This is a genomic window from Paraburkholderia susongensis (genome assembly GCF_900177725.1).
Taxonomy (GTDB): domain Bacteria; phylum Pseudomonadota; class Gammaproteobacteria; order Burkholderiales; family Burkholderiaceae; genus Paraburkholderia; species Paraburkholderia susongensis.
On record NZ_FXAT01000009.1, the window covers coordinates 115366 to 135396 of the forward strand.

General features: G+C 66.4%; 19 protein-coding genes. 15 read left to right on the forward strand and 4 right to left on the reverse strand.

The window, feature by feature from the left end:
• Positions 1–29: 29 nt before the first annotated feature.
• The 5 genes from B9Z01_RS24175 (at position 30) to lnt (ending at position 5260) form a co-directional block, all read left to right on the forward strand.
• Positions 30–1112 (forward strand): PhoH family protein, encoded by a 1083-nt coding sequence (locus B9Z01_RS24175; protein WP_085487719.1) that lies wholly within the window; start codon positions 30–32, stop codon positions 1110–1112.
• Between the two features lie 51 nt (positions 1113–1163).
• Positions 1164–1625, forward strand: a complete 462-nt coding sequence (ybeY, locus tag B9Z01_RS24180) for an rRNA maturation RNase YbeY (RefSeq protein ID WP_085487721.1) — start codon at positions 1164–1166, stop codon at positions 1623–1625.
• 69 nt (positions 1626–1694) lie between these two features.
• The gene (locus B9Z01_RS24185; RefSeq protein ID WP_085487723.1) at positions 1695–2408 is read left to right on the forward strand and encodes a gamma-glutamylcyclotransferase; all 714 of its coding nucleotides are present in this window, start codon (positions 1695–1697) and stop codon (positions 2406–2408) included.
• 185 nt (positions 2409–2593) lie between these two features.
• Positions 2594–3499 carry an HlyC/CorC family transporter gene (locus tag B9Z01_RS24190; RefSeq protein ID WP_085487725.1) on the forward strand — a complete coding sequence of 302 codons (906 nt, stop codon included), beginning with the start codon at positions 2594–2596 and terminating at the stop codon, positions 3497–3499.
• Positions 3500–3514: 15 nt separating this feature from the next.
• Entirely contained in the window at positions 3515–5260 is a 1746-nt protein-coding gene (gene lnt, locus B9Z01_RS24195; RefSeq protein ID WP_085487727.1) for an apolipoprotein N-acyltransferase, read from the forward strand.
• 31 nt (positions 5261–5291) lie between these two features.
• Here the strand turns inward: lnt and B9Z01_RS24200 are convergent, their stop codons facing one another.
• Positions 5292–5912 (reverse strand): glutathione S-transferase C-terminal domain-containing protein, encoded by a 621-nt coding sequence (locus B9Z01_RS24200; protein ID WP_085487729.1) that lies wholly within the window; start codon positions 5910–5912, stop codon positions 5292–5294.
• A 211-nt stretch (positions 5913–6123) separates the two neighbouring features.
• On the opposite strand from B9Z01_RS24200, the gene B9Z01_RS24205 reads away from it, so the two are divergent.
• From B9Z01_RS24205 to B9Z01_RS24245, 9 genes are all read left to right on the forward strand, one after another.
• Entirely contained in the window at positions 6124–7566 is a 1443-nt protein-coding gene (locus B9Z01_RS24205) for an aminopeptidase P N-terminal domain-containing protein (RefSeq protein ID WP_085487731.1), read from the forward strand.
• Between the two features lie 6 nt (positions 7567–7572).
• Positions 7573–8937, forward strand: a complete 1365-nt coding sequence (locus B9Z01_RS24210) for a UbiH/UbiF/VisC/COQ6 family ubiquinone biosynthesis hydroxylase (protein WP_085487733.1) — start codon at positions 7573–7575, stop codon at positions 8935–8937.
• A gap of 177 nt (positions 8938–9114) precedes the next feature.
• A complete protein-coding gene (gene dusB / locus B9Z01_RS24215) occupies positions 9115–10191 on the forward strand; it encodes a tRNA dihydrouridine synthase DusB (protein ID WP_085487735.1) in 1077 nt (358 codons plus the stop codon).
• Positions 10188–10421, forward strand: coding sequence for a Fis family transcriptional regulator (locus tag B9Z01_RS24220; RefSeq protein ID WP_085487737.1), 234 nt, complete (start codon positions 10188–10190; stop codon positions 10419–10421). The genes dusB and B9Z01_RS24220 overlap by 4 nt, the downstream gene beginning before the upstream one ends.
• A gap of 58 nt (positions 10422–10479) precedes the next feature.
• Positions 10480–12045 carry a bifunctional phosphoribosylaminoimidazolecarboxamide formyltransferase/IMP cyclohydrolase gene (purH, locus tag B9Z01_RS24225; RefSeq protein WP_085487739.1) on the forward strand — a complete coding sequence of 522 codons (1566 nt, stop codon included), beginning with the start codon at positions 10480–10482 and terminating at the stop codon, positions 12043–12045.
• 281 nt (positions 12046–12326) lie between these two features.
• Positions 12327–12869 (forward strand): crossover junction endodeoxyribonuclease RuvC, encoded by a 543-nt coding sequence (gene ruvC, locus B9Z01_RS24230; RefSeq protein WP_085487980.1) that lies wholly within the window; start codon positions 12327–12329, stop codon positions 12867–12869.
• 102 nt (positions 12870–12971) lie between these two features.
• Positions 12972–13553, forward strand: a complete 582-nt coding sequence (gene ruvA / locus B9Z01_RS24235; RefSeq protein WP_085487741.1) for a Holliday junction branch migration protein RuvA — start codon at positions 12972–12974, stop codon at positions 13551–13553.
• A 121-nt stretch (positions 13554–13674) separates the two neighbouring features.
• Positions 13675–14736, forward strand: a complete 1062-nt coding sequence (gene ruvB / locus B9Z01_RS24240; protein ID WP_085487743.1) for a Holliday junction branch migration DNA helicase RuvB — start codon at positions 13675–13677, stop codon at positions 14734–14736.
• 43 nt (positions 14737–14779) lie between these two features.
• A complete protein-coding gene (locus tag B9Z01_RS24245) occupies positions 14780–15790 on the forward strand; it encodes an oxygenase MpaB family protein (RefSeq protein ID WP_085487745.1) in 1011 nt (336 codons plus the stop codon).
• A 143-nt stretch (positions 15791–15933) separates the two neighbouring features.
• On the opposite strand, the gene B9Z01_RS24250 is transcribed toward B9Z01_RS24245, so the two are convergent.
• The 3 genes from B9Z01_RS24250 to tyrS all read right to left on the reverse strand — a co-directional run bounded on the left by B9Z01_RS24250 (position 15934) and on the right by tyrS (position 18567).
• The gene (locus tag B9Z01_RS24250) at positions 15934–16608 is read right to left on the reverse strand and encodes a histidine phosphatase family protein (protein WP_085487747.1); all 675 of its coding nucleotides are present in this window, start codon (positions 16606–16608) and stop codon (positions 15934–15936) included.
• A gap of 191 nt (positions 16609–16799) precedes the next feature.
• On the reverse strand, positions 16800–17258 hold the full coding sequence (gene dtd, locus B9Z01_RS24255; RefSeq protein WP_085487749.1) for a D-aminoacyl-tRNA deacylase: 459 nt from the start codon (positions 17256–17258) through the stop codon (positions 16800–16802).
• Between the two features lie 58 nt (positions 17259–17316).
• Positions 17317–18567: a tyrosine--tRNA ligase gene (gene tyrS / locus B9Z01_RS24260; protein ID WP_085487750.1), complete on the reverse strand. Its 1251-nt coding sequence runs from the start codon at positions 18565–18567 to the stop codon at positions 17317–17319.
• A gap of 236 nt (positions 18568–18803) precedes the next feature.
• Between tyrS and B9Z01_RS24265 the strand changes: the two genes are divergently transcribed.
• Positions 18804–19934: an anhydro-N-acetylmuramic acid kinase gene (locus B9Z01_RS24265; RefSeq protein WP_208626168.1), complete on the forward strand. Its 1131-nt coding sequence runs from the start codon at positions 18804–18806 to the stop codon at positions 19932–19934.
• The last annotated feature ends 97 nt before the right edge of the window (positions 19935–20031 follow it).

The window sequence follows — 20031 nt, forward strand, 5'->3', positions numbered from 1 at the left end:
ACCGCAACCGACAGGATCGACTCACCGCCTTGAAGACCACTCAGCAGCATCTGGAATTCACCGCACCGCGCGAGGACAACGCGCGGCTCGCCAACCTCTGCGGACCGCTCGACGAAAATCTGCGGCAAATCGAGCAGGCGCTCGACGTGACCCTGCAGCGCCGCGGCCATCGCATCACGATCCGCGGGCGCGGCGCGAAACTCGCGCTCACCGCGCTCGAAAACTTCTACAACAACGCGCGCGAACCGCTCTCGGTCGACGACATCCAGCTCGCGCTCGTCGAAGTGCGCCATCCAGTGCGCCACCGCCCGAACGGCAATGGCAACGACAACGGCAATGGCGACGAAGCCGGCGACCCGCGTTTTGCGGGCAACCCCGATCATCCGTTCGACCAGCCCGCCGACATCGACGACGACCTTCAGGAATACGGCCCGAAGCTGTACACGCGGCGCGCGGATCTGCGCGGCCGCACGCCGGCGCAGCGCGAATACCTGAAGCAGATCATCTCGCACGACGTCACGTTCGGCATCGGGCCGGCCGGCACGGGCAAGACCTATCTCGCGGTGGCCTGCGCGGTCGACGCGCTCGAGCGCGACCAGGTCAAGCGCATCGTGCTCACGCGTCCGGCCGTCGAGGCGGGCGAGCGCCTCGGCTTCCTGCCGGGCGATCTCGCGCAGAAGGTCGACCCGTATCTGCGCCCGCTCTACGACGCGCTCTACGACCTGCTCGGCTTCGACAAGACCGCGAAGATGTTCGAGCGGCAGATGATCGAAATCGCGCCGCTCGCCTACATGCGCGGCCGCACGCTGAACCACGCGTTCATCATCCTCGACGAGGCGCAGAACACCACGCCCGAACAGATGAAGATGTTCCTCACGCGGATCGGCTTCGGCTCGAAGGCGGTGGTCACCGGCGACACGACCCAGGTCGATCTGCCGCGCGGCCACAAGAGCGGGCTCATCGAGGCGCAGCAGGTGCTGTCGGACGTGCGCGGCATCGCGCTCACGCGCTTCACGAGCGCGGACGTGGTGCGCCATCCGCTGGTCGCACGAATTGTGGAGGCGTACGATGCGCATGCGCAGAAAGCGGCGGCCCCGGTGGATTCGCGCTGAGGACGCCACAAACGCCCACGCCACGAACACCAAGCACCGAAACGAAACCGCATGAGCCGCGCCCCGAAACTGAGCCTGAACCTGCAATTCCCCGCCGCCAAAGCCTGGCCGGAACACAAGGCGCTGCTGCCGCGCGCCACCGTGGCCGGCTGGATCAAGGCGGCGCTCTTCGCGGACGGCGAACTGACCGTGCGCTTCGTCGACGCAGAGGAAGGCCGCACGCTGAACCGCACCTATCGCGGCAAAGACTACGCGACCAACGTACTGACTTTCGCGTACGCCGAATCGGAAGAAGATCCGGTGACGGGCGACCTGATCCTGTGCTGCCCCGTGGTCGAGAAGGAAGCCGCCGAGCAGGGCAAGCCGCTCCTCGAGCACTACGCGCATCTGCTCGTGCACGGCACGCTGCACGCGCAGGGCTACGATCACGAGATCGAAGAAGAAGCCGAGGAAATGGAGTCGATCGAAACCGAAATCCTCGGCAAGCTCGGATTTCCGGATCCTTATCAATAGGCGGCCAACGCGCTGCGATCCCCGGTCCGCTTAGCCCCCTTTTTACGCCATCCACGATCGAACCACACCGTGAGCACCTCGCCCTCTGAAGCCGATATTTCCACGCGCTGCCCAGACTACCCGCCGGTGCTCGGCGAATCACGGCTGCTGACGGACGAGGAACTGCGCGTGTCGCTCGAATACACGCTGCGCGACTGGGATCGCAAACGCGACCTGTGGCTGTTCGGCTATGGCTCGCTGATCTGGAATCCGGGCCTGCCCACCGTCGAGGCGATGCGCTCGAAGGTGCATGGCTATCATCGCGGGCTCTATCTCTGGTCGCGCGTGAATCGCGGCACGCCCGAGCAACCCGGCCTCGTGCTCGCGCTCGACCGCGGCGGCTCGTGCACCGGCATGGCGTTCCGGCTCGCCGCGGAAGGATCGATGCCGCATCTCGAAGCGCTGTGGCGCCGCGAAATGCCGATGGGCTCGTACCGGCCCGCGTGGCTGCCCTGCGTGCTCGCGGACGGCCGGCGCGTCGACGCGCTCGCATTCGTGATGCGCCGCGAAGCGTCGAGCTACACCGGCAAGCTGCGCGACGACATCATCCGGACCGTGCTTGGCTGCGCATGCGGCCGCTACGGCACGACGTTCGAGTACGTGAATCGCACAGTCCATGCGCTGCGCGAATGCGGCATGCCCGACCGCGCGCTCGAGGCGCTGCTCGCGCGTTGCAGCAAGGCAGAGGGGAGCGAGGAAGCGCAAGAGGCCGCTTTGCCGGGTCGCGAGGGGTCGGGGCGATAAAATTTTCCCGACAGCGCTTTTGCAAGCGTAATCGGTTAGGATGAACCTACGCTCCGCCGTCGCGGCGCGGCCGTTTCACCCTGGCTTAGCTCATCGCCAGGCCCGGCGGGACACGGTTCCGCCATGCGCCTGGTGTATCCTTAACAATCCGCAACAGCGCGCCCAGTCTTGCCGGGCGCACTACCATGAACGACACGTATCCCAGTCGGCGCCATACCGGACGCCAACTCGACAAACCGCAGGAAAAGCGCTCGCTGCTCGAGCGCCTGACCGACTTCATCTCGCCCGAGCCCGACTCGCGCGCCGAACTTCTGGAAATTCTGCAGGACGCGCACGAGCGCAACCTGATCGACGCCGACTCGCTGTCGATGATCGAAGGCGTGTTCCAGGTGTCGGAATTGAGCGCACGCGACATCATGGTGCCGCGCGCGCAAATGGACGCGATCAACATCGCGGACAACCCCGCTGAATTCATCCCGTACGTGCTGGAAAAAGCGCACTCGCGCTATCCGGTCTACGAGGGCAACCGCGACAACATCATCGGCGTGCTGCTCGCGAAGGACCTGTTGCGCTACTACGCCGAAGAAGAGTTCGACGTGCGCGGCATGCTGCGCCCGGCCGTGTTCATCCCCGAGTCGAAGCGCCTGAACGTGCTGCTGCACGACTTCCGCGTGAACCGCAATCACCTCGCGGTGGTCGTCGACGAATACGGCGGCGTGGCGGGTCTCATCACGATCGAGGACGTGCTCGAGCAGATCGTCGGCGACATCGAGGACGAATACGATTTCGACGAGGAAAGCGGCAACATCATCGCGTCGCCGGACGGGCGCTTCCGTGTGCGCGCGCTGACCGAGATCGAGCAGTTCAACGAGACCTTCGGTACGCACTACTCGGACGAGGAAGTCGATACGATCGGCGGGCTCGTCACGCACCATTTCGGCCGCGTGCCGCATCGCGGCGAAAAGGTCCGCCTCGACGATCTGATCTTCGAGATCCTGCGCGGCGACGCTCGCCAGGTCCACATGCTGCTGGTGCGCCGCGACCCGCTCGCGGGACAGCGCGAGCGCGAGGCGCAGCACGTGCAGACCTGAGACGACCGCGCAACAATGGCCGACCCGATCACTTCCCGTTCGCGCCGCGGCGTGAGCCCCCCCGCTTCCGACGACGACGGCGCGCGCAGTCGCGCGCTGCCGCGCTGGCATTACCTCGTCGCGCTCGTCGCCGGCGCGGCGAACACGCTTTCGTTCGCGCCAACGCCGCATGGCGGCTGGCTGCAGCTCGCGATCTTCGTGTTTTTCTTCGCATGGCTCACGCGCAGCACCGGCTGGAAAAGCGCCGCGCTGACGGGCGGCGCGTTCGGCTTCGGCAACTTCATGACCGGCGTGTGGTGGCTGTATGTGAGCATGCACTACTACGGCGGCATGCCCGCGCCGCTCGCCGGCACGGCGCTCGTGTTGTTCTCGCTGTACCTCGCCGTCTATCCGGCGCTCGCCGCAGGAGCGTGGTCGTTCTGCGCGGGCCACGCGCGCAACGGCGCAGCCGACGAGCGCGCGCCGTTCTCGCCAACCTGGCACGGCGCGCTTGCGTTCGCGAGCGCGTGGGCCGTGAGCGAATGGCTGCGCGGCACGGTATTCACCGGCTTTCCGTGGCTCGCCACCGGCTACGCGCAGGTCGACGGCCCGTTCGCCGGATTTGCGCCGGTGGTCGGCGTGTACGGCGTCGGCTGGATGCTCGCATTGACGGCCGCGCTGATCGTGCAGGCGCTGCTGCCGCTCATGCCGTCGCGCCCGTCAAGCCGCGCGCACGAGTCGCGCCACGCAATCGCCAACGCCGGCATGACCGGCGCCACCGGCCGCGCCGCACCGCGCCGCGCGGCGTCCATCGCGGTGCCGGCAGGCGTTGCGCTCGCGCTGATCGTGATCGGCCTGCTGCTGCCGCTCGTTCGATGGACCACGCCCGCTAACGCAGCGCTGTCGGTGCGTCTGTTGCAAGGCAACGTGAAGCAGGAGATGAAATTCGAGGAAGCCGGCACGCGCGCGGCGATCGACGAGTATCAGCAGATGATTACGTCGAAGCCGGCCGATCTGATCGTCACGCCGGAAACCGCGATTCCGGTGCTCGCGCAGCAACTGCCGCCGAACTTCGCGGCGGCGATTCGCCAGTTTTCGGATTCGACCGGCAGCGCGATCCTGTTCGGCGCGATCGGCGGCACCATCACGCCGGAAGGTCAGGTGGTCGACTACACGAACAGTCTGTTTGGCGTCACGCCCGGCTCGCACGAGATTTACCGTTACGACAAGCATCACCTCGTGCCGTTCGGCGAATTCGTGCCGTGGGGCTTCCGCTGGTTCGTCAACCTGATGAACATTCCGCTCGGCGACTTCTTCCGCGGGCCGCCGGTGCAAAAGCCGTTCATGGTTCATAACCAGCCGGTCGCGGTCAACATCTGCTACGAGGACATCTTCGGCGAGGAGATCGCGCGCACGCTGCGCGAGAACGCAACGCCCGCCGGTGTGCTCGTCAATTCGACCAACCTCGCGTGGTTCGGCGACACGATCGCGCTCGACCAGCATCTGCAGATTGCGCGCATGCGCTCGCTCGAAACCGGCCGGCCGATGCTGCGCGCCACCAACACCGGCATGACGGCCGCGATCGATGCGGACGGCCGCGTGATCGGACGCCTGACGCCCTATACGGTCGGCTCGCTCGACGTGACCGTGCAGGGCACGTCGGGCAACACGCCTTACGTGACGAGCGGCAACAACACGGTGCTGGCGGTATCGGCGCTGCTGCTCGCGTTCGGTTTCGCGTTCGGACCAGGAATCGCGCGGCGCCGCAACGGTGGGCGGTGATGAGTAGCGGCGGCAAACGCCGCCCGCTCGGTCAATTCGCCTGCACCGTATCGATGAACGACTGCCGCAGCGACAGCTTCTGGAAATGCTTGTCCAGATTCGGATGCGCTTCGCGCCAGTTCAGGTGCGGCATGCGGAAGTCGAGATAGCCGAGCGCGCAGCCGACCGCGATGTCCGCGAGCGTGTAGTGATTGCCTGCGCACCACGGTTTGCTGCCGACCCCCTGCGACATCGCGATCAGACCTTCGTCGATCTTGCGCTGCTGCCGCGCGACCCACGCATCGACGCGCTGCTCGGGCGCGCGTTGCGTGCTTTCGAGACGGATCAAGACGGCCGCGTCGAGCACACCGTCGGCGAGCGCTTCCCAGCAGCGCACCTCGACGCGCTCGCGCCCCGACTGCGGAATCAGCTTGCCGACCGGCGAGAGCGTATCCACGTATTCGCAGATCACCCGCGAGTCGAACACGGCTTCGCCGTCTTCCATCACGAGACACGGCACCTTGCCGAGCGGATTGAAGGTGTGAATCCGGGTATCCGGCGCCCAGACGTTCTCGGACACCAGTTCGTAGTCGATCTTCTTGTCGGCAAGCACGATCCGCGCCTTGCGCACGAACGGACTGCCGAGCGAACCGATGAGTTTCATCATGACCATCTGCCTTTTTCTGAATCCGGCGAAAGTATAAGTGGTCGGCGGCCTTCACGCGTGCTGCCCGCGTCTTCGCAAGCCGCCCGCGCACCCGCTGTGGGCGGATTGCAACATGTCTGCGACGGCGCTGCCGTCAGCCGCCGCACAAATCTCCGCAAAACGCGGCTGGCGGGGGGCGGACCGGCGGCAGACCAGAACGGAGCGCTACAATCGCACGATGAACCAGCCGACCGAACCCACCATCGCCATCGACGTCTACCGCGCGCGCCGCGAGCGCGTTCTCGCCACGCTGCGCGCCGCGGGCGGTGGCGTCGCCATCGTCCCGACCGCGCCGGAGGCGCTGCGCAACCGCGACGCCGACTACCCGTACCGCCACGACAGCTACTTCTATTATCTGACCGGCTTCACCGAGCCCGAAGCGCTGCTCGTGCTCGATGCGAGCGCCGCACCGGGCGCGCCCGCGTCGATCCTGTTCTGCCGCGAGAAGAACATCGAGCGCGAAACATGGGAAGGCTTCCGCTTCGGCCCCGACGGCGCACGCGCGGCATTCGGCTTCGACGCCGCCTTCGCGTTCGACGAAATCGACACACAACTGCCGAGGCTCCTCGCCGACAAGCCCGCGCTGCATTACGCGCTCGGCACTTCGGCGCGCCTCGACGAACAGGTGCGCGGCTGGCTCGACGCGGTGCGCGCGCAAGGCCGTAGCGGCGTCGCCGCGCCCACGGCCGCGCGGGATCTGCTGCCTCTGCTCGACGAGATGCGGCTCGTCAAGGACGACCACGAACTCGCGATCATGCGCCGCGCCGGCCAGATTTCCGCCGCCGCGCATCGCCGCGCGATGGCCGCGTGCCGCCCCGGCATTCGCGAATACGAACTCGAGGCCGAACTGCTCTACACGTTCCGCAAGTTCGGCGCGCAGGCGCCGGCCTATACGTCGATCGTCGCGGCGGGCGCGAACGCGTGCGTGCTGCACTACCCGGCCGGCAACGCAATCGCGCAGGACGGCGACCTGATCCTGATCGACGCGGCCTGCGAACTCGACGGCTACGCATCCGACATCACGCGCACGTTCCCCGCGAGCGGCCGCTTCACGCCGGCGCAGCGCGAGCTGTACGACATCGTGCTGGCCGCGCAGCAGGCCGCCGTCGACGCGACCCGTGCCGGCGCCACCTTCGACGATCCGCACCAAGCCGCACTGCGCGTGCTGTCGCAGGGTCTGCTCGACACCGGCATCGTGCCGCGCGCGAAGTTCGCCTCGGTCGACGACGTGCTCACCGAGCGCGCCTACGCGCCGTTCTACATGCACCGCACCGGCCACTGGCTCGGCATGGACGTGCACGATTGCGGCGATTACCGCGAACGCGGCGCGCCGCGCGACGAGGCAGGCGCGCTGCCGTGGCGGACGCTGCGCGCGTCGATGACGCTGACGATCGAGCCGGGCCTGTACATCCGCCCGGCCGAAGGCGTGCCCGAGCGCTACTGGAACATCGGCATTCGCATCGAGGACGACGCGATCGTCACGCCGACCGGCTGCGAACTGATTACGCGCAACGTGCCGGTCGCCGCCGCCGAGATCGAAGCGCTGATGCAGGAAGCGCGGGCAGCCCATGAAGCGGCCCATGGCGCGGCTCACGACGCGGCTCACGACGCGAGGACCTGATCCGCGATGAACGACGCCTCTCCTGCCACGGTGATTCTCAAGCCGGCTTCTCACCATCAAACGTTCGACTTCGATGTAACGATCGTCGGCGCGGGGCCGGTCGGCCTCGCGCTCGCCGGCTGGCTCGCGCGCCGCAGCGTGACGCGCGAGCTGAAGATCGCGCTCGTCGACGCGCGCGAACCCGAGGACTCCATTGCCGATCCGCGCGCGATCGCCGTGTCGCACGGCAGCCGGATGATCCTCGAACCACTGCACTGGCCCGCCGACGCCACCGCGATCGAGCGCATCCACGTGTCGCAGCGCGGTCACTTCGGCCGCACGCTGATCGATCACCGCGAGCACGGCTTGCCGGCGCTCGGCTACGTGTTGCGTTACGGCTCGATCGTGCATGGCCTCGCCAGCGCGGTGCGCGCGACACCGGTTCACTGGTTCCGCTCGACAGCGGCCGGCACGCCGGTCCAGGAACACGATGGCGTCACGCTGCCGATAGAAACCGCCGGCGTCGCGCGGCAGTTGCGCACGCAGATTCTCGTGAACGCCGAGGGTGGCTTGTTCGGTGATCAGAAAACCGCACGAAGCGCGGCCGGAAATGCGGTCAGAAGCGCAACCGGCGACGTCGGCCGCAACGCGGATGAAGACGAAGACACTGGCGAGAGCGCCGCAAAGACGGCCGAAGGTGTCGGCAAACGCAATGCCGGCAGAAGCGCCGGCAAAAATGCCACGGGCACCGGCTCGCGCGACTACGGCCAGACTGCGCTCGTCGGCACGGTCACCGTGTCCGCGCCGCAGCCGCACGTCGCGTGGGAACGCTTCACGTCGCAAGGCCCGATCGCGCTCCTGCCGATGGGCGGCGTGCGCGGCGCCGACTACGCGCTCGTCTGGTGCTGCGCGCCCGAGGAAGCCGCGCGCCGTGCTCAATTGTCCGACGAAGCGTTCCTGCGCGAACTCGACGCCGCGTTCGGCGACCGCATGGGCCGCTTCACGCAGATTCGCGGGCGTGCGTCGTTTCCGCTCGGGCTCAATGCGGTCGATACGCTCGTGAACGGCCACATCGTCGCGATCGGCAATGCGGCACAGACGCTCCACCCGGTGGCCGGCCAGGGCCTCAATCTCGGCTTGCGCGATGCGCATGCGCTCGCCGACGCGCTCTCGGCGGAAGGCCCGACGCCGCTCGCACTCGCGACCTTCGCGCAACGCCGTGCGCTCGACCGGCGCTTGACGATCAGCGCGACCGACACGCTCGCGCGCCTCTTCACCGTCGACTTCGCTCCGCTCGCGATCATGCGCGGTCTTGCGCTCACCGCGCTCGAATTCGTGCCGCCGGTCAAGACCGCGCTCGCCCGGCAAATGATGTTCGGCCAGCGCCGCTAGAAGCGCTGCGCGGTTCTATGAATCGCGCCACTTTCATAGAAGATTTAACGGGTTACGGGACGCAGATGGCGGGTCCCGGCAATCCGTTAACGCTAAACTAGCGGTTTTCCCTCGCATTTCGCGTTGCGTCGACCGTCACGATTGTCAAATGACCCGTCGCCAGCGCTCGCTCACGTCATGCCCACTCTCGGCTCCCACAATCTGCGCAACAACCTGTTCGTCGCCCCGATGGCCGGCGTGACCGACCGGCCGTTCCGTCAGCTGTGCAAACGGCTCGGCGCGGGCTACGCGGTGTCGGAAATGGTCGCCTCGAACGCACAGTTGTGGAAGAGCGAAAAGACGATGCGCCGCGCCAACCACACGGGCGAGGTCGAACCGATCGCCGTGCAGATCGCAGGCGCGGACCCGGACATGATGGCGGAAGCCGCGCGCTACAACGTCGCGAACGGCGCACAGATCATCGACATCAACATGGGCTGCCCGGCCAAGAAGGTGTGCAACGTCGCGGCGGGTTCGGCGCTGTTGCAGAACGAGCCGCTCGTGCAGCGCATCGTCGAGGCGGTCGTGAACGCGGTGGGCACCGGACCCGACGCGGTGCCCGTCACGCTGAAAATCCGCACCGGCTGGAATCGCGAGAACAGGAATGCGCTCAACATCGCGCGGCTGGCGGAAGCGGCCGGCATTTCGATGCTGACCGTGCACGGCCGCACACGCGCCGACCTCTATCACGGCGAGGCCGAATACGACACCATCGCCGCGGTGAAGGCGGCGGTGCGCATTCCGGTCGTCGCGAACGGCGACATCACTTCGCCGCAGAAGGCGCGCGAAGTGCTCGCCGCCACCGGCGCGGACGCGATCATGATCGGCCGCGCCGCGCAGGGCCGCCCGTGGCTCTTTCGCGAAATCGAACATTTCCTGCGGACGGGCGAGCTGCTGCCGCCACCGCGCATCGACGAAATCCAGCAGGTGATGAACGAGCATCTCGAAGATCACTACGCTTTTTACGGGGAATTCACCGGTGTGCGCACTGCGCGCAAGCACATCGGCTGGTACACTCGCGGCCTTTCCGGCGCCAACGTGTTCCGGCATCGCATGAATACGCTGGACACCACGCGCGAACAACTCCTCGCCGTCAACGAGTTCTTCGACGCGCAAAAGGCGATCTCAGACCGCCTCGTCTACGTCGACGAATCACCCGGCAACCCCGGGCTCGACGAGCAAGGCGAGGACCACACCGACCGACTAGCAGCATGAGCAAGAACAATATCGAACAATCCGTCCGCGAGAGCCTCGGCGTGTACTTCCAGGACCTCGACGGCTCCAATCCGCACGACGTCTACGACATGGTCATTTCGTGCGTAGAGAAACCCCTGCTCGAAGTGGTGCTCGAGCAGGCCGGCGGCAACCAGTCGCTGGCCGCCGAGTATCTCGGCATTAACCGCAACACGCTGCGCAAGAAGCTGCAACAGCACGGTTTGCTGTAGCCTGGTGTAGTTTCCTCGCGCTCCTGCCACGTTTCCCCTTCGGCTTTTCGTCTTCATCATGATCAAGCAAGCGCTCATCTCCGTTTCCGACAAGTCCGGCATCGTCGATTTCGCCAAATCGCTGTCGGACCTCGGCATCAAGATCCTGTCGACCGGCGGCACCGCGAAACTGCTCGCGGACGCGGGCCTGTCCGTCACCGAAGTCGCCGACTACACGGGCTTCCCGGAAATGCTCGACGGGCGCGTGAAAACGCTGCATCCGAAGGTGCACGGCGGCATCCTCGCGCGCCGCGATCTGCCCGAGCACATGGCCGCGCTCGAGAAGCACGGCATTCCGACCATCGACCTGCTGGTCGTGAACCTGTACCCGTTCGTGCAGACGGTGTCGAAAGAAGAGTGCTCACTCGAGGAAGCGATCGAGAACATCGACATCGGCGGCCCGACCATGCTGCGTTCGGCAGCGAAGAATCACCGCGACGTGACCGTGGTGGTCGACCCGGCCGACTACGCACTCGTGCTCGACGAAATGCGCGCGAACGGCAACACGGTGTCGTACAAGACGAACTTCCGCCTCGCGACCAAGGTGTACGCGCACACCGCGCAGTACGACGGCGCGATCACGAACTATCTGACGAGCCTGACCGACGAGTTGCAGCACGCGTCGCGCAACACGTACCCGGCCACCTTCAACATGGCGTTCGAGAAGGTGCAGGACCTGCGCTATGGCGAAAACCCGCACCAGAGCGCGGCGTTCTACCGCGACCTCACGGTGCCGGCCGGCGCGCTCGCGAACTACAGCCAGTTGCAGGGCAAGGAACTGTCGTACAACAACATCGCCGATTCGGACGCGGCGTGGGAATGCGTGAAGACCTTCGACGCGCCGGCCTGCGTGATCGTGAAGCACGCGAATCCGTGCGGCGTCGCAGTCGGCGCGAATGCGCACGAGGCGTACTCGAAGGCGTTCCAGACCGATCCGACCTCGGCGTTCGGCGGCATCATCGCGTTCAACCGCGAAGTCGACGCAGCGGCCGCGCAGGCCGTCGCGAAGCAGTTCGTCGAAGTGCTGATCGCGCCGTCGTTCAGCGCCGAAGCGCGCCAGGTGTTCGCGGCGAAGCAGAACGTGCGCCTGCTCGAAATTGCGCTCGGCGCGGGTCATAACGCGTTCGATCTGAAGCGAGTGGGCGGCGGTCTGCTCATGCAGTCGCTCGATTCGAAGAACGTGCAGCCGCGCGAACTGCGCGTGGTCACGAAGCGTCATCCGACGCCGAAGGAAATGGACGATCTGCTGTTTGCATGGCGCGTCGCGAAGTACGTGAAGTCGAACGCGATCGTGTTCTGCGCGAACGGCATGACGCTCGGCGTCGGCGCGGGCCAGATGAGCCGCGTGGACTCGGCGCGCATCGCGAGCATCAAGGCGCAGAATGCCGGGCTAACGCTGACTGGCTCGGCGGTTGCGTCGGACGCGTTCTTCCCGTTCCGCGACGGTCTCGACGTGGTCGTGGCCGCGGGCGCGACCTGCGTGATCCAGCCGGGCGGTTCGGTGCGCGACGACGAAGTGGTCAGCGCAGCCGACGAGCACAACATCGCGATGGTGCTGACCGGCGTGCGTCACTTCCGTCATTGATGTCGAGTGTTTTGGCAACGGCTGCTTCGTCATAGCGCGGTGAGGCGGCAGTTGCGGCGAATGAGTGATTGCAGAAAAACGGCCCGACGGGTTTTCCCGCCGGGCCGTTTGCTTTGGTGCCGATGCTGGTGCTGGTGCTAGTGCTAGTGCTGGCCGCGCTGGCCTCCTTGCCTCGCTCCAACAGTTTTTATTCCACCGCCGGCGTCGCTCGCGGACCGCCGCGCACCGCGTTCGTTGTAGTATCGCAGGCACCTGATTTTTTATCGCATGTGCGGCACCTCATGAGAATTCTCGGCATCGACCCCGGCTTGCGCGTGACCGGCTTCGGCGTGATCGACCAACACGGCCACACGCTGAGCTACGTCGCGAGCGGCGTCATCAAGACGGCCGACGCCGATCTGCCCTCGCGTCTCGGCACCATCTTCGACGGCATTTCGACCTTGATCCGCCAGCATTCGCCGGATCAGGCGTCGATCGAAAAAGTGTTCGTCAACGTCAATCCGCAGTCGACGCTGCTGCTCGGCCAGGCGCGCGGCGCGGCGATCTGCGGGCTGGTTGCAGGGGGCGTGCCGGTCGCCGAATACACGGCGCTGCAACTGAAGCAGGCGGTGGTCGGCTACGGCCGCGCGACCAAGGAGCAGATGCAGCAGATGGTCGTGCGGCTGCTGAGCCTCTCCGGCGTGCCCAGTACCGATGCCGCCGACGCGCTCGGCATGGCGATCTGCCATGCGCACGGCGGCTCGACGCTAAGCACGCTCGGCGGCATCGCGCCTTCCCTCGCGAAGAAAGGACTGCGCGTGCGGCGCGGGCGGCTGGTGGGATAGCGCAGGAGCGGCTTGCGGCTCAGCTTGCGCAATTACCCCTCGCGCCGCCGACACGCTGCGCTACACTCGCCCTTCTCACAGACTCTCTCGATTGAATCCGCCATGATCGGTCGCATTGCCGGCGTTCTGCTGGAAAAAAACCCGCCGCATCTGCTCGTCGACTGCAACGGCGTCGGCTACGAAGTGGACGTGCCGATGAGCACGTTCTACAACCTGCCCTCGAACGGCGAACGCGTCGTCCTGCTCACGCAGATGATCGTGCGCGAGGACGCCCATCTGCTGTACGGCTTCGGCACGGCGCAGGAACGCTCGACCTTCCGCGAACTACTGAAAATTTCCGGCATCGGCGCGCGCATGGCGCTCGCGGTGCTCTCGGGCATGAGCGTGCACGAACTCGCGCAAACGGTGACGATGCAGGACGCGGCGCGCCTCACGCGCGTGCCGGGCATCGGCAAGAAGACCGCGGAGCGGCTGCTGCTCGAACTGAAAGGCAAGCTCGGCGCCGACCTCGGCGCGATGGCGGGTGCCGCATCGGCGTCCGATCACGCGTCCGACATCCTCAACGCCCTGCTCGCGCTCGGCTACTCCGAGAAAGAAGCGCTCGCGGCGATCAAGAACGTGCCGGCCGGCACCGGCGTGTCCGAAGGCATCAAGCTCGCGTTGAAGGCGCTGTCGAAGGCTTGATGCGCGAGCCGGCGCGTCTTCCACGCTGCGCGCGCCGCACCTCGCGGCCGGCCCCCATCACACGCGCCACGCGCACGCTTCCTGGCGTCTTCCCGCGAGCCGCGCGCGGTACAATGACCGGATGATCGAAACCGACAAACTCGCCGCCGAGCGCATCATTGCGGCCACGCCCGTCTCGCCGAACGAAGAAGCGTTCGAGCGCGCGTTGCGCCCGCGCCAGCTCGAAGAATATGTCGGGCAGGAAAAAGTACGCGGCCAGCTAGAGATTTTCATCGAGGCCGCGAAGCGCCGTTCCGAGTCGCTCGACCACGTGCTGCTGTTCGGGCCGCCCGGCCTCGGCAAGACCACGCTCGCGCACATCATCGCGCGCGAGATGGGCGTCAATCTGCGGCAAACGTCGGGGCCGGTGCTCGAACGCGCGGGCGACCTCGCCGCGCTGCTCACCAATCTCGAAGCGAACGACGTGCTCTTCATCGACGAAATCCACCGGCTCTCGCCGGTCGTCGAAGAAATTCTGTACCCGGCGCTCGAGGATTATCAGATCGACATCATGATCGGCGAAGGGCCGGCCGCGCGCAGCGTGAAGCTCGACCTGCAGCCGTTCACGCTGGTCGGCGCGACCACGCGCGCGGGCATGCTGACCAATCCGCTGCGCGACCGCTTCGGCATCGTCGCGCGGCTCGAGTTCTACAACGCCCAGGAACTCGCGCGCATCGTCACGCGTTCGGCGTCGCTGCTTCAAGCGCAGATTCATCCCGACGGCGCGTTCGAAATCGCGCGGCGCGCACGCGGCACGCCGCGTATCGCGAACCGCCTGCTGCGGCGCGTGCGCGACTTCGCCGAAGTGAAGGCCGACGGCAACATCACCGCGCAGGTGGCCGACGCCGCGCTTCGCATGCTCGATGTCGACGCGGTCGGCTTCGACCTGATGGACCGTAAGCTGCTCGAAGCGATCCTGCACAAGTTCGACGGCGGCCCGGTCGGCGTCGACAATCTTGCCGCGGCGATCGGCGAGGAGCGCGACACGATCGAAGACGTGCTCGAACCGTATCTGATCCAGCAGGGTTTCCTGCAGCGCACGCCGCGCGGCCGCGTCGCCACGCTCCTGACCTACCGGCATTTCGGCCTCGCCGCACCGGATTCGTCGAGTGCGCTGCCCGGCCTGTGGGATTCGGCAAGCTGAACTGCCGATACCGCCGACCCAGCCGACAGCGAGGCCGATCAGGATGTCCGACCAGACACAACAACCGGGCTCGTCAGGTAACGCATCAGGCAACCCCTCAGGCAACGCTCCCGGCACGCCCCCTGTCAACCCGGCCGGCGATCCATCCGGCAACTTCGCACAGCGGCTCACCCACCGCGTCCGCTCGAAACTGGCCGCCGGCGTCACGCATCTGACGACCGGCAGCGGCCCCGTACTCGACTATTCATCGCCACCGGGCGACCCCGGCCTCTTCGGGCCCGACTCCGTCTGCTGGAAAGTGCACGCGGACTTCACGTCGATGATGACGGGCGGCATCAGCGCGCTGCTGCTCCAGGCGCTGCACCCGCTCGCGCTCGCCGGCGTGTGGGATCACTCGACCTTTCGCACCGACATTCTCGGCCGGCTGCGCCGCACGGCAACTTTCATCGCGGGCACGACGTACGGCAGCCAGCGCGATGCGCTCGCGCTGATCGAGCGCGTGAAGCGTATTCACCTCGACGTGAGCGGCGTCGCGCCGGACGGCCAGTCGTATCAGGCGAGCGAACCGGCGCTGCTGACGTGGGTGCATGTCGCGGAAGTATCGAGTTTCATGACCGCGCATCTGCGCTATGTGAATCCAGTGCTGTCCGTCGCCGCGCAGGATCAATACTTCGCGGAAACCGCGCGCATCGCGGAGATGCTCGGCGCGACCGACATTCCGCGCTCGCGCGCCGGGATCGAGGCCTACCTGCTGGCCATGCAGCCCGCGCTGGTCGCAAGCGAGCGCACTCGTGAAGTCGTGAGGATTCTGATGAACGCACCGGCGCCGAGTCTCGCGATGCGGCCCGCCGGTACGCTAATGCTCAACGCTGGCGTCGATCTGCTGCCGGACTGGGCGCAAACCATGCTCGATCTCGATCGTTACGCGGCGCTGCGCCGTACGTTTGTGCGACCTGGCGTGCGGCTCGTCGCGCCGGTGATCCGCTGGGCGCTGGTCAATGGCGTGTCGAAGCGCGCGCGCCGGCGAGCGGCTGCGGCGCGGAAGCCGGATTGATAGAACCTGCGTGAGCCGCAGTGCTCGTGCGCGCCGTGAAGCTCACGGCACCGGGGCGTTGAAGCGCTGAAGCGCTGAGGCACTGAGGCGCTGAAGCACTGAGACACTGAAGCGCTGAGACAGGCCTCGTCGCTCCACCCAGCTTACCGCCCCGGCTCCGGCACCTTCCTGAAGCCATCATCGGCCGCACTCGCCGGGTCGAGATGCGCGACGTCCGCCCACGACACGATTGTCGCGTGACCATTATCGAAGTCCACGACGTTCACGCTCGTGTTCAGCAGCGCGTAGTCGCGTGGCGCGTCGAGCGGCAGACCGGCCGCAAAGCGGCGCACGCAGTCGAGCACGCCGCCATGCGCAACACAGGCGATCCGTCCGCCCGGATGCGCGGCAACAAGCGGCTCGATCGCATGGACGACGCGGTGGTAGAACACGCGCTGCGACTCGCCTTCGGGCGGCGAGAAACCGGGATCGCGGGTTTGCCACTGCGCGTATTCGTCGGGGAAACGCAGTGCGATTTCGTCGCTGTCGTGTCCCTGAAACGCACCGTACGAGCGCTCGCGCAAGCCCTCGCGCAACTGCAGCGGCAAGCCGAGCGCATCGGCGATTGGTTGCGCGGTCTGCTGCGCGCGCTGCAGATCGCTCGAATAGATCGCGTCGAGCCGCGCGCCCTGCTTCACCTCTTGCGTGATGCGTTGCGCGAGACATTGCGCCTGCGCGAGCCCCGTCGTCGCGAGCGGAATGTCGATGTGACCTTGAATGCGCTTGATGCGGTTCCAGTCGGTCTCGCCGTGCCGGATAAACAGAATCTGCGTCGTCATGAGATGGGAGTAGAGGCGCCGTTCGCCGGTTATGCCGAGCCGCTATTGTCGCAAAAAGCGACGGCCGCGCCCGGGTTGCGGCGACGGCGCGCTGGAACGCGATTCGACTGAATCGCGCGCAAGTGAGGTACCTGAGCGGCGCAACCGGGCACGATTGAACGCACCCGCAATCGGCGCGCGTTAGAACTCGCTCACGCGTTAGTCTGCAGCCAGAACGTGACCGGTCCGTCATTGACGAGCGACACCTGCATGTCCGCACCGAACTCGCCCGTCTCGACGACCGGATGCTTCGCACGCGCGGCCGCGACGAAGTAGTCGAACAGGCGCTTGCCTTCGTCGGGCGGCGCCGCCGGCGTGAAGCTCGGGCGCAGGCCGCTGTTGGTATCGGCCGCGAGCGTGAACTGCGACACGAGCAGCAGGCCGCCCGCGCGGCCAGCGCCGTCGAGATTCTGTACCGAGAGATTCATCTTGCCGGCCGCGTCGCTGAATACGCGGTAGCCGAGCACTTTGGCGAGCAGCTTGTCGGCGGCAGCCTCGGTGTCGCCGCGTTCGGCACATACGAGCGCGAGCAGACCCGCGTCGATCGCGCCGGTCACGCGGTCGGCGACGCGCACTTCGGCGCGCCGCACGCGTTGGATCAGAGCGATCATCGGCGCGGCCCCAGGAGCGTGTTTCGCTTCGTCACGCCGAGCGGCTGGTGTTGTGCGATCACGCCGTGAGCGTCACGCGCGCGAAGCGGCGCTTGCCCACCTGCACGACGTACTCGCCCGCTTCGACCTTCAGACCCTTGTCGGACACCGACGTGCCGTCGATCTTCACGCCGCCCTGCTCGATATTGCGCAGCGCTTCGCTCGTCGACGGCACGAGGTTGGCCTGCTTGAGCAACTGGCCGATCGCGAGCGGCGCGCCCGCGAGCGTCACCACCGGAATGTCGTCGGGCACGCCGCCCTTCGCGCGATGATTGAAGTCCTCGAGCGCGCGCTCGGCATCGGCCTGCGAGTGGAAGCGCGCGACGATTTCCTGGCCGAGCATCACCTTGAAATCGCGCGGATTGCGGCCCGCTTCGATTTCCTTCCTGAAGCCCTCGATTTCGTCCATCGGACGGAACGACAGCAGTTCGAAGTAACGCCACATCAGCGTGTCGGAAATGCTCATGAGCTTGCCGAACATGTCGGTCGGCTTTTCGCTGATGCCGATGTAGTTGTTCTTCGACTTCGACATCTTCTCGACGCCGTCGAGCCCTTCGAGCAGCGGCATCGTCAGGATGCACTGCTGTTCCTGGCCGTACTGCTTCTGCAATTCGCGGCCGACGAGCAGGTTGAACTTCTGGTCCGTGCCGCCGAGTTCGAGGTCCGCGTTCAGCGCGACCGAGTCGTAGCCCTGCATCAGCGGATACAGGAACTCATGGATCGAGATCGGCACGCCGCCCTGGAAGCGCTTCGTAAAGTCCTCGCGCTCGAGAATGCGCGCGACCGTGTAGCGCGACGCGAGCTTGATCATGCCGTCGGCGCCGAGCGGCATCGACCACTCGCTGTTGTAGCGGATCTCGGTCTTTTCGCGGTCGAGCACGAGCGCGGCCTGCTCGAAGTAGGTCTTCGCATTCGACTCGATCTGCTCGCGCGTAAGCGGCGGACGCGTCGCGTTGCGCCCGGACGGGTCGCCGATCAGCGAGGTGAAATCGCCGATCAGGAAAATCACCGTGTGGCCGAGGTCCTGCAACTGGCGCATCTTGTTCAACACGACCGTGTGGCCGATGTGGATGTCGGGCGCGGTCGGATCGAGCCCGAGCTTGATGCGCAGCGGCTTGGCCGTCGCCGCGCTCCTCGCGAGCTTTTGCGCGAATTCGTCTTCGATCAGCAACTCGTCGACACCGCGTTTGGTGACGGCGAGGGCGTGACGGACTTCGTCGGTGACCGGAAAGGCGGCTGCGGGATTGGGCTTGGTGGACTCGGTGCTCATGCTGGAAACGGGAAGTCGCGAAAAAACAGGATTGTCCCATAGATGCGCGCCGCCGCGCCCACCGACGCGCCTCGGGCCGCTCGGCGACGCGCGATTTTTCCGCGCTGCGCGCCGCCATGGCGGGCCAGCGAAGGCACGACGCGCGTTCGGCATCCGTACGGGCGCTTATATTCGGCCGCGCTTACACCGATAATCTGCTACAAAGAATCGCAATGAACCTCGTGAGGAGTAGCAACGTGGCGCAAGACCCCGCAGACGGCATCTATTTCGGCTTGATGTCAGGAACGAGCATGGACGGTGTGGACGGCGTGGCCGTCCGGTTTGCCAAAGGAAAGCCGCCGGAGGTGCTGGCCGAGGCGTTCGTCGGCTTCTCGGCCGGGATACGCGAGGCGCTCTTCGCGTTGCAACAGCCCGGCGACAACGAGATCGAGCGCGAAGCCTTGGCCGCCAATGCACTCGCGACCCGCTACACGGTGTGCTGCCACGATCTGCTGCGCGACAGCCGCGTGCCGGCCGACGAAGTCCGCGCGATCGGCGTGCATGGTCAGACAGTGCGGCATCGGCCGGAAAAGGGCTATACGCGGCAGATCAACAATCCCGCGCTGCTCACGGAAATGATACATATCGACGTAGTCGCCGATTTCCGCAGCCGCGACGTCGCCGCCGGCGGCCAGGGCGCGCCGCTCGTACCCGCTTTTCACGCGACGATCTTCGGCGCGAAGAACGAAACGCGGGTGGTCTGCAATCTTGGCGGCATCAGCAACATCACGATCCTGAACGCGACCGGCGGCGTGCGCGGCTTCGATTGCGGCCCGGCGAACGCGCTGCTCGACGCGTGGGCCGAACGCCACCTCGGCAAGCCGTTCGACGAAAACGGCCATTTCGCGGCGAGCGGCCAGGTCAATCGCGAGCTGCTGAACGCGTTGCTCGACGAGCCGTTCTTCTCGGAACAGCCGCCGAAAAGCACCGGCCGCGATCTGTTCAATACCACGTGGCTCGACGCGAAACTCGAGCCGTTCAGCGGGCTCGATCCGGCCGACGTGCAGGCGACGCTGGTGGCGCTAACCGCGGTGACGGTCGCACGCGAAATCGAGCGGCACGCGTCCGATGCCCGCGCGGTGTACGTCTGCGGCGGCGGCGCGCGCAATCCGGAGATCCTGAAGGCGTTGCAGCAAGCACTCGAAGACAGCGGTGTGAGCGGTGTGCCGGTGCTGACGACCGACGCGCTCGGCGTGCCGCCGAGCCAGGTCGAGCCGCTCGCCTTCGCGTGGCTGGCGATGCGTTGTATCGCGCGGCTGTCCGGCAATCTGCCGAGCGTCACGGGGGCTTCCGCCGAGCGTGTGTTGGGGGCGATCTATCCGCGTTGACGAGCGTGCGGGCGAACCCCGTCACCGGGCAATTCCGTGGCGAAGGGGGAATAAAAAACGGGGCCGAGGCCCCGTTTCCTGTACAACCGGTGATTCG

Coding starts and splice junctions, on each gene's coding strand:
- ruvB (WP_085487743.1), top strand. CDS start 13,675: ATGATCGAAACCGACAAACTCGCCGCCGAGCGCATCATTGCGGCCACG.
- B9Z01_RS24220 (WP_085487737.1), top strand. CDS start 10,188: ATGAGCAAGAACAATATCGAACAATCCGTCCGCGAGAGCCTCGGCGTG.
- ruvA (WP_085487741.1), top strand. CDS start 12,972: ATGATCGGTCGCATTGCCGGCGTTCTGCTGGAAAAAAACCCGCCGCAT.
- tyrS (WP_085487750.1), bottom strand. CDS start 18,567: ATGAGCACCGAGTCCACCAAGCCCAATCCCGCAGCCGCCTTTCCGGTC.
- B9Z01_RS24245 (WP_085487745.1), top strand. CDS start 14,780: ATGTCCGACCAGACACAACAACCGGGCTCGTCAGGTAACGCATCAGGC.
- B9Z01_RS24205 (WP_085487731.1), top strand. CDS start 6,124: ATGAACCAGCCGACCGAACCCACCATCGCCATCGACGTCTACCGCGCG.
- dusB (WP_085487735.1), top strand. CDS start 9,115: ATGCCCACTCTCGGCTCCCACAATCTGCGCAACAACCTGTTCGTCGCC.
- B9Z01_RS24200 (WP_085487729.1), bottom strand. CDS start 5,912: ATGGTCATGATGAAACTCATCGGTTCGCTCGGCAGTCCGTTCGTGCGC.
- purH (WP_085487739.1), top strand. CDS start 10,480: ATGATCAAGCAAGCGCTCATCTCCGTTTCCGACAAGTCCGGCATCGTC.
- dtd (WP_085487749.1), bottom strand. CDS start 17,258: ATGATCGCTCTGATCCAACGCGTGCGGCGCGCCGAAGTGCGCGTCGCC.
- lnt (WP_085487727.1), top strand. CDS start 3,515: ATGGCCGACCCGATCACTTCCCGTTCGCGCCGCGGCGTGAGCCCCCCC.
- ybeY (WP_085487721.1), top strand. CDS start 1,164: ATGAGCCGCGCCCCGAAACTGAGCCTGAACCTGCAATTCCCCGCCGCC.
- B9Z01_RS24250 (WP_085487747.1), bottom strand. CDS start 16,608: ATGACGACGCAGATTCTGTTTATCCGGCACGGCGAGACCGACTGGAAC.
- B9Z01_RS24210 (WP_085487733.1), top strand. CDS start 7,573: ATGAACGACGCCTCTCCTGCCACGGTGATTCTCAAGCCGGCTTCTCAC.
- B9Z01_RS24190 (WP_085487725.1), top strand. CDS start 2,594: ATGAACGACACGTATCCCAGTCGGCGCCATACCGGACGCCAACTCGAC.
- ruvC (WP_085487980.1), top strand. CDS start 12,327: ATGAGAATTCTCGGCATCGACCCCGGCTTGCGCGTGACCGGCTTCGGC.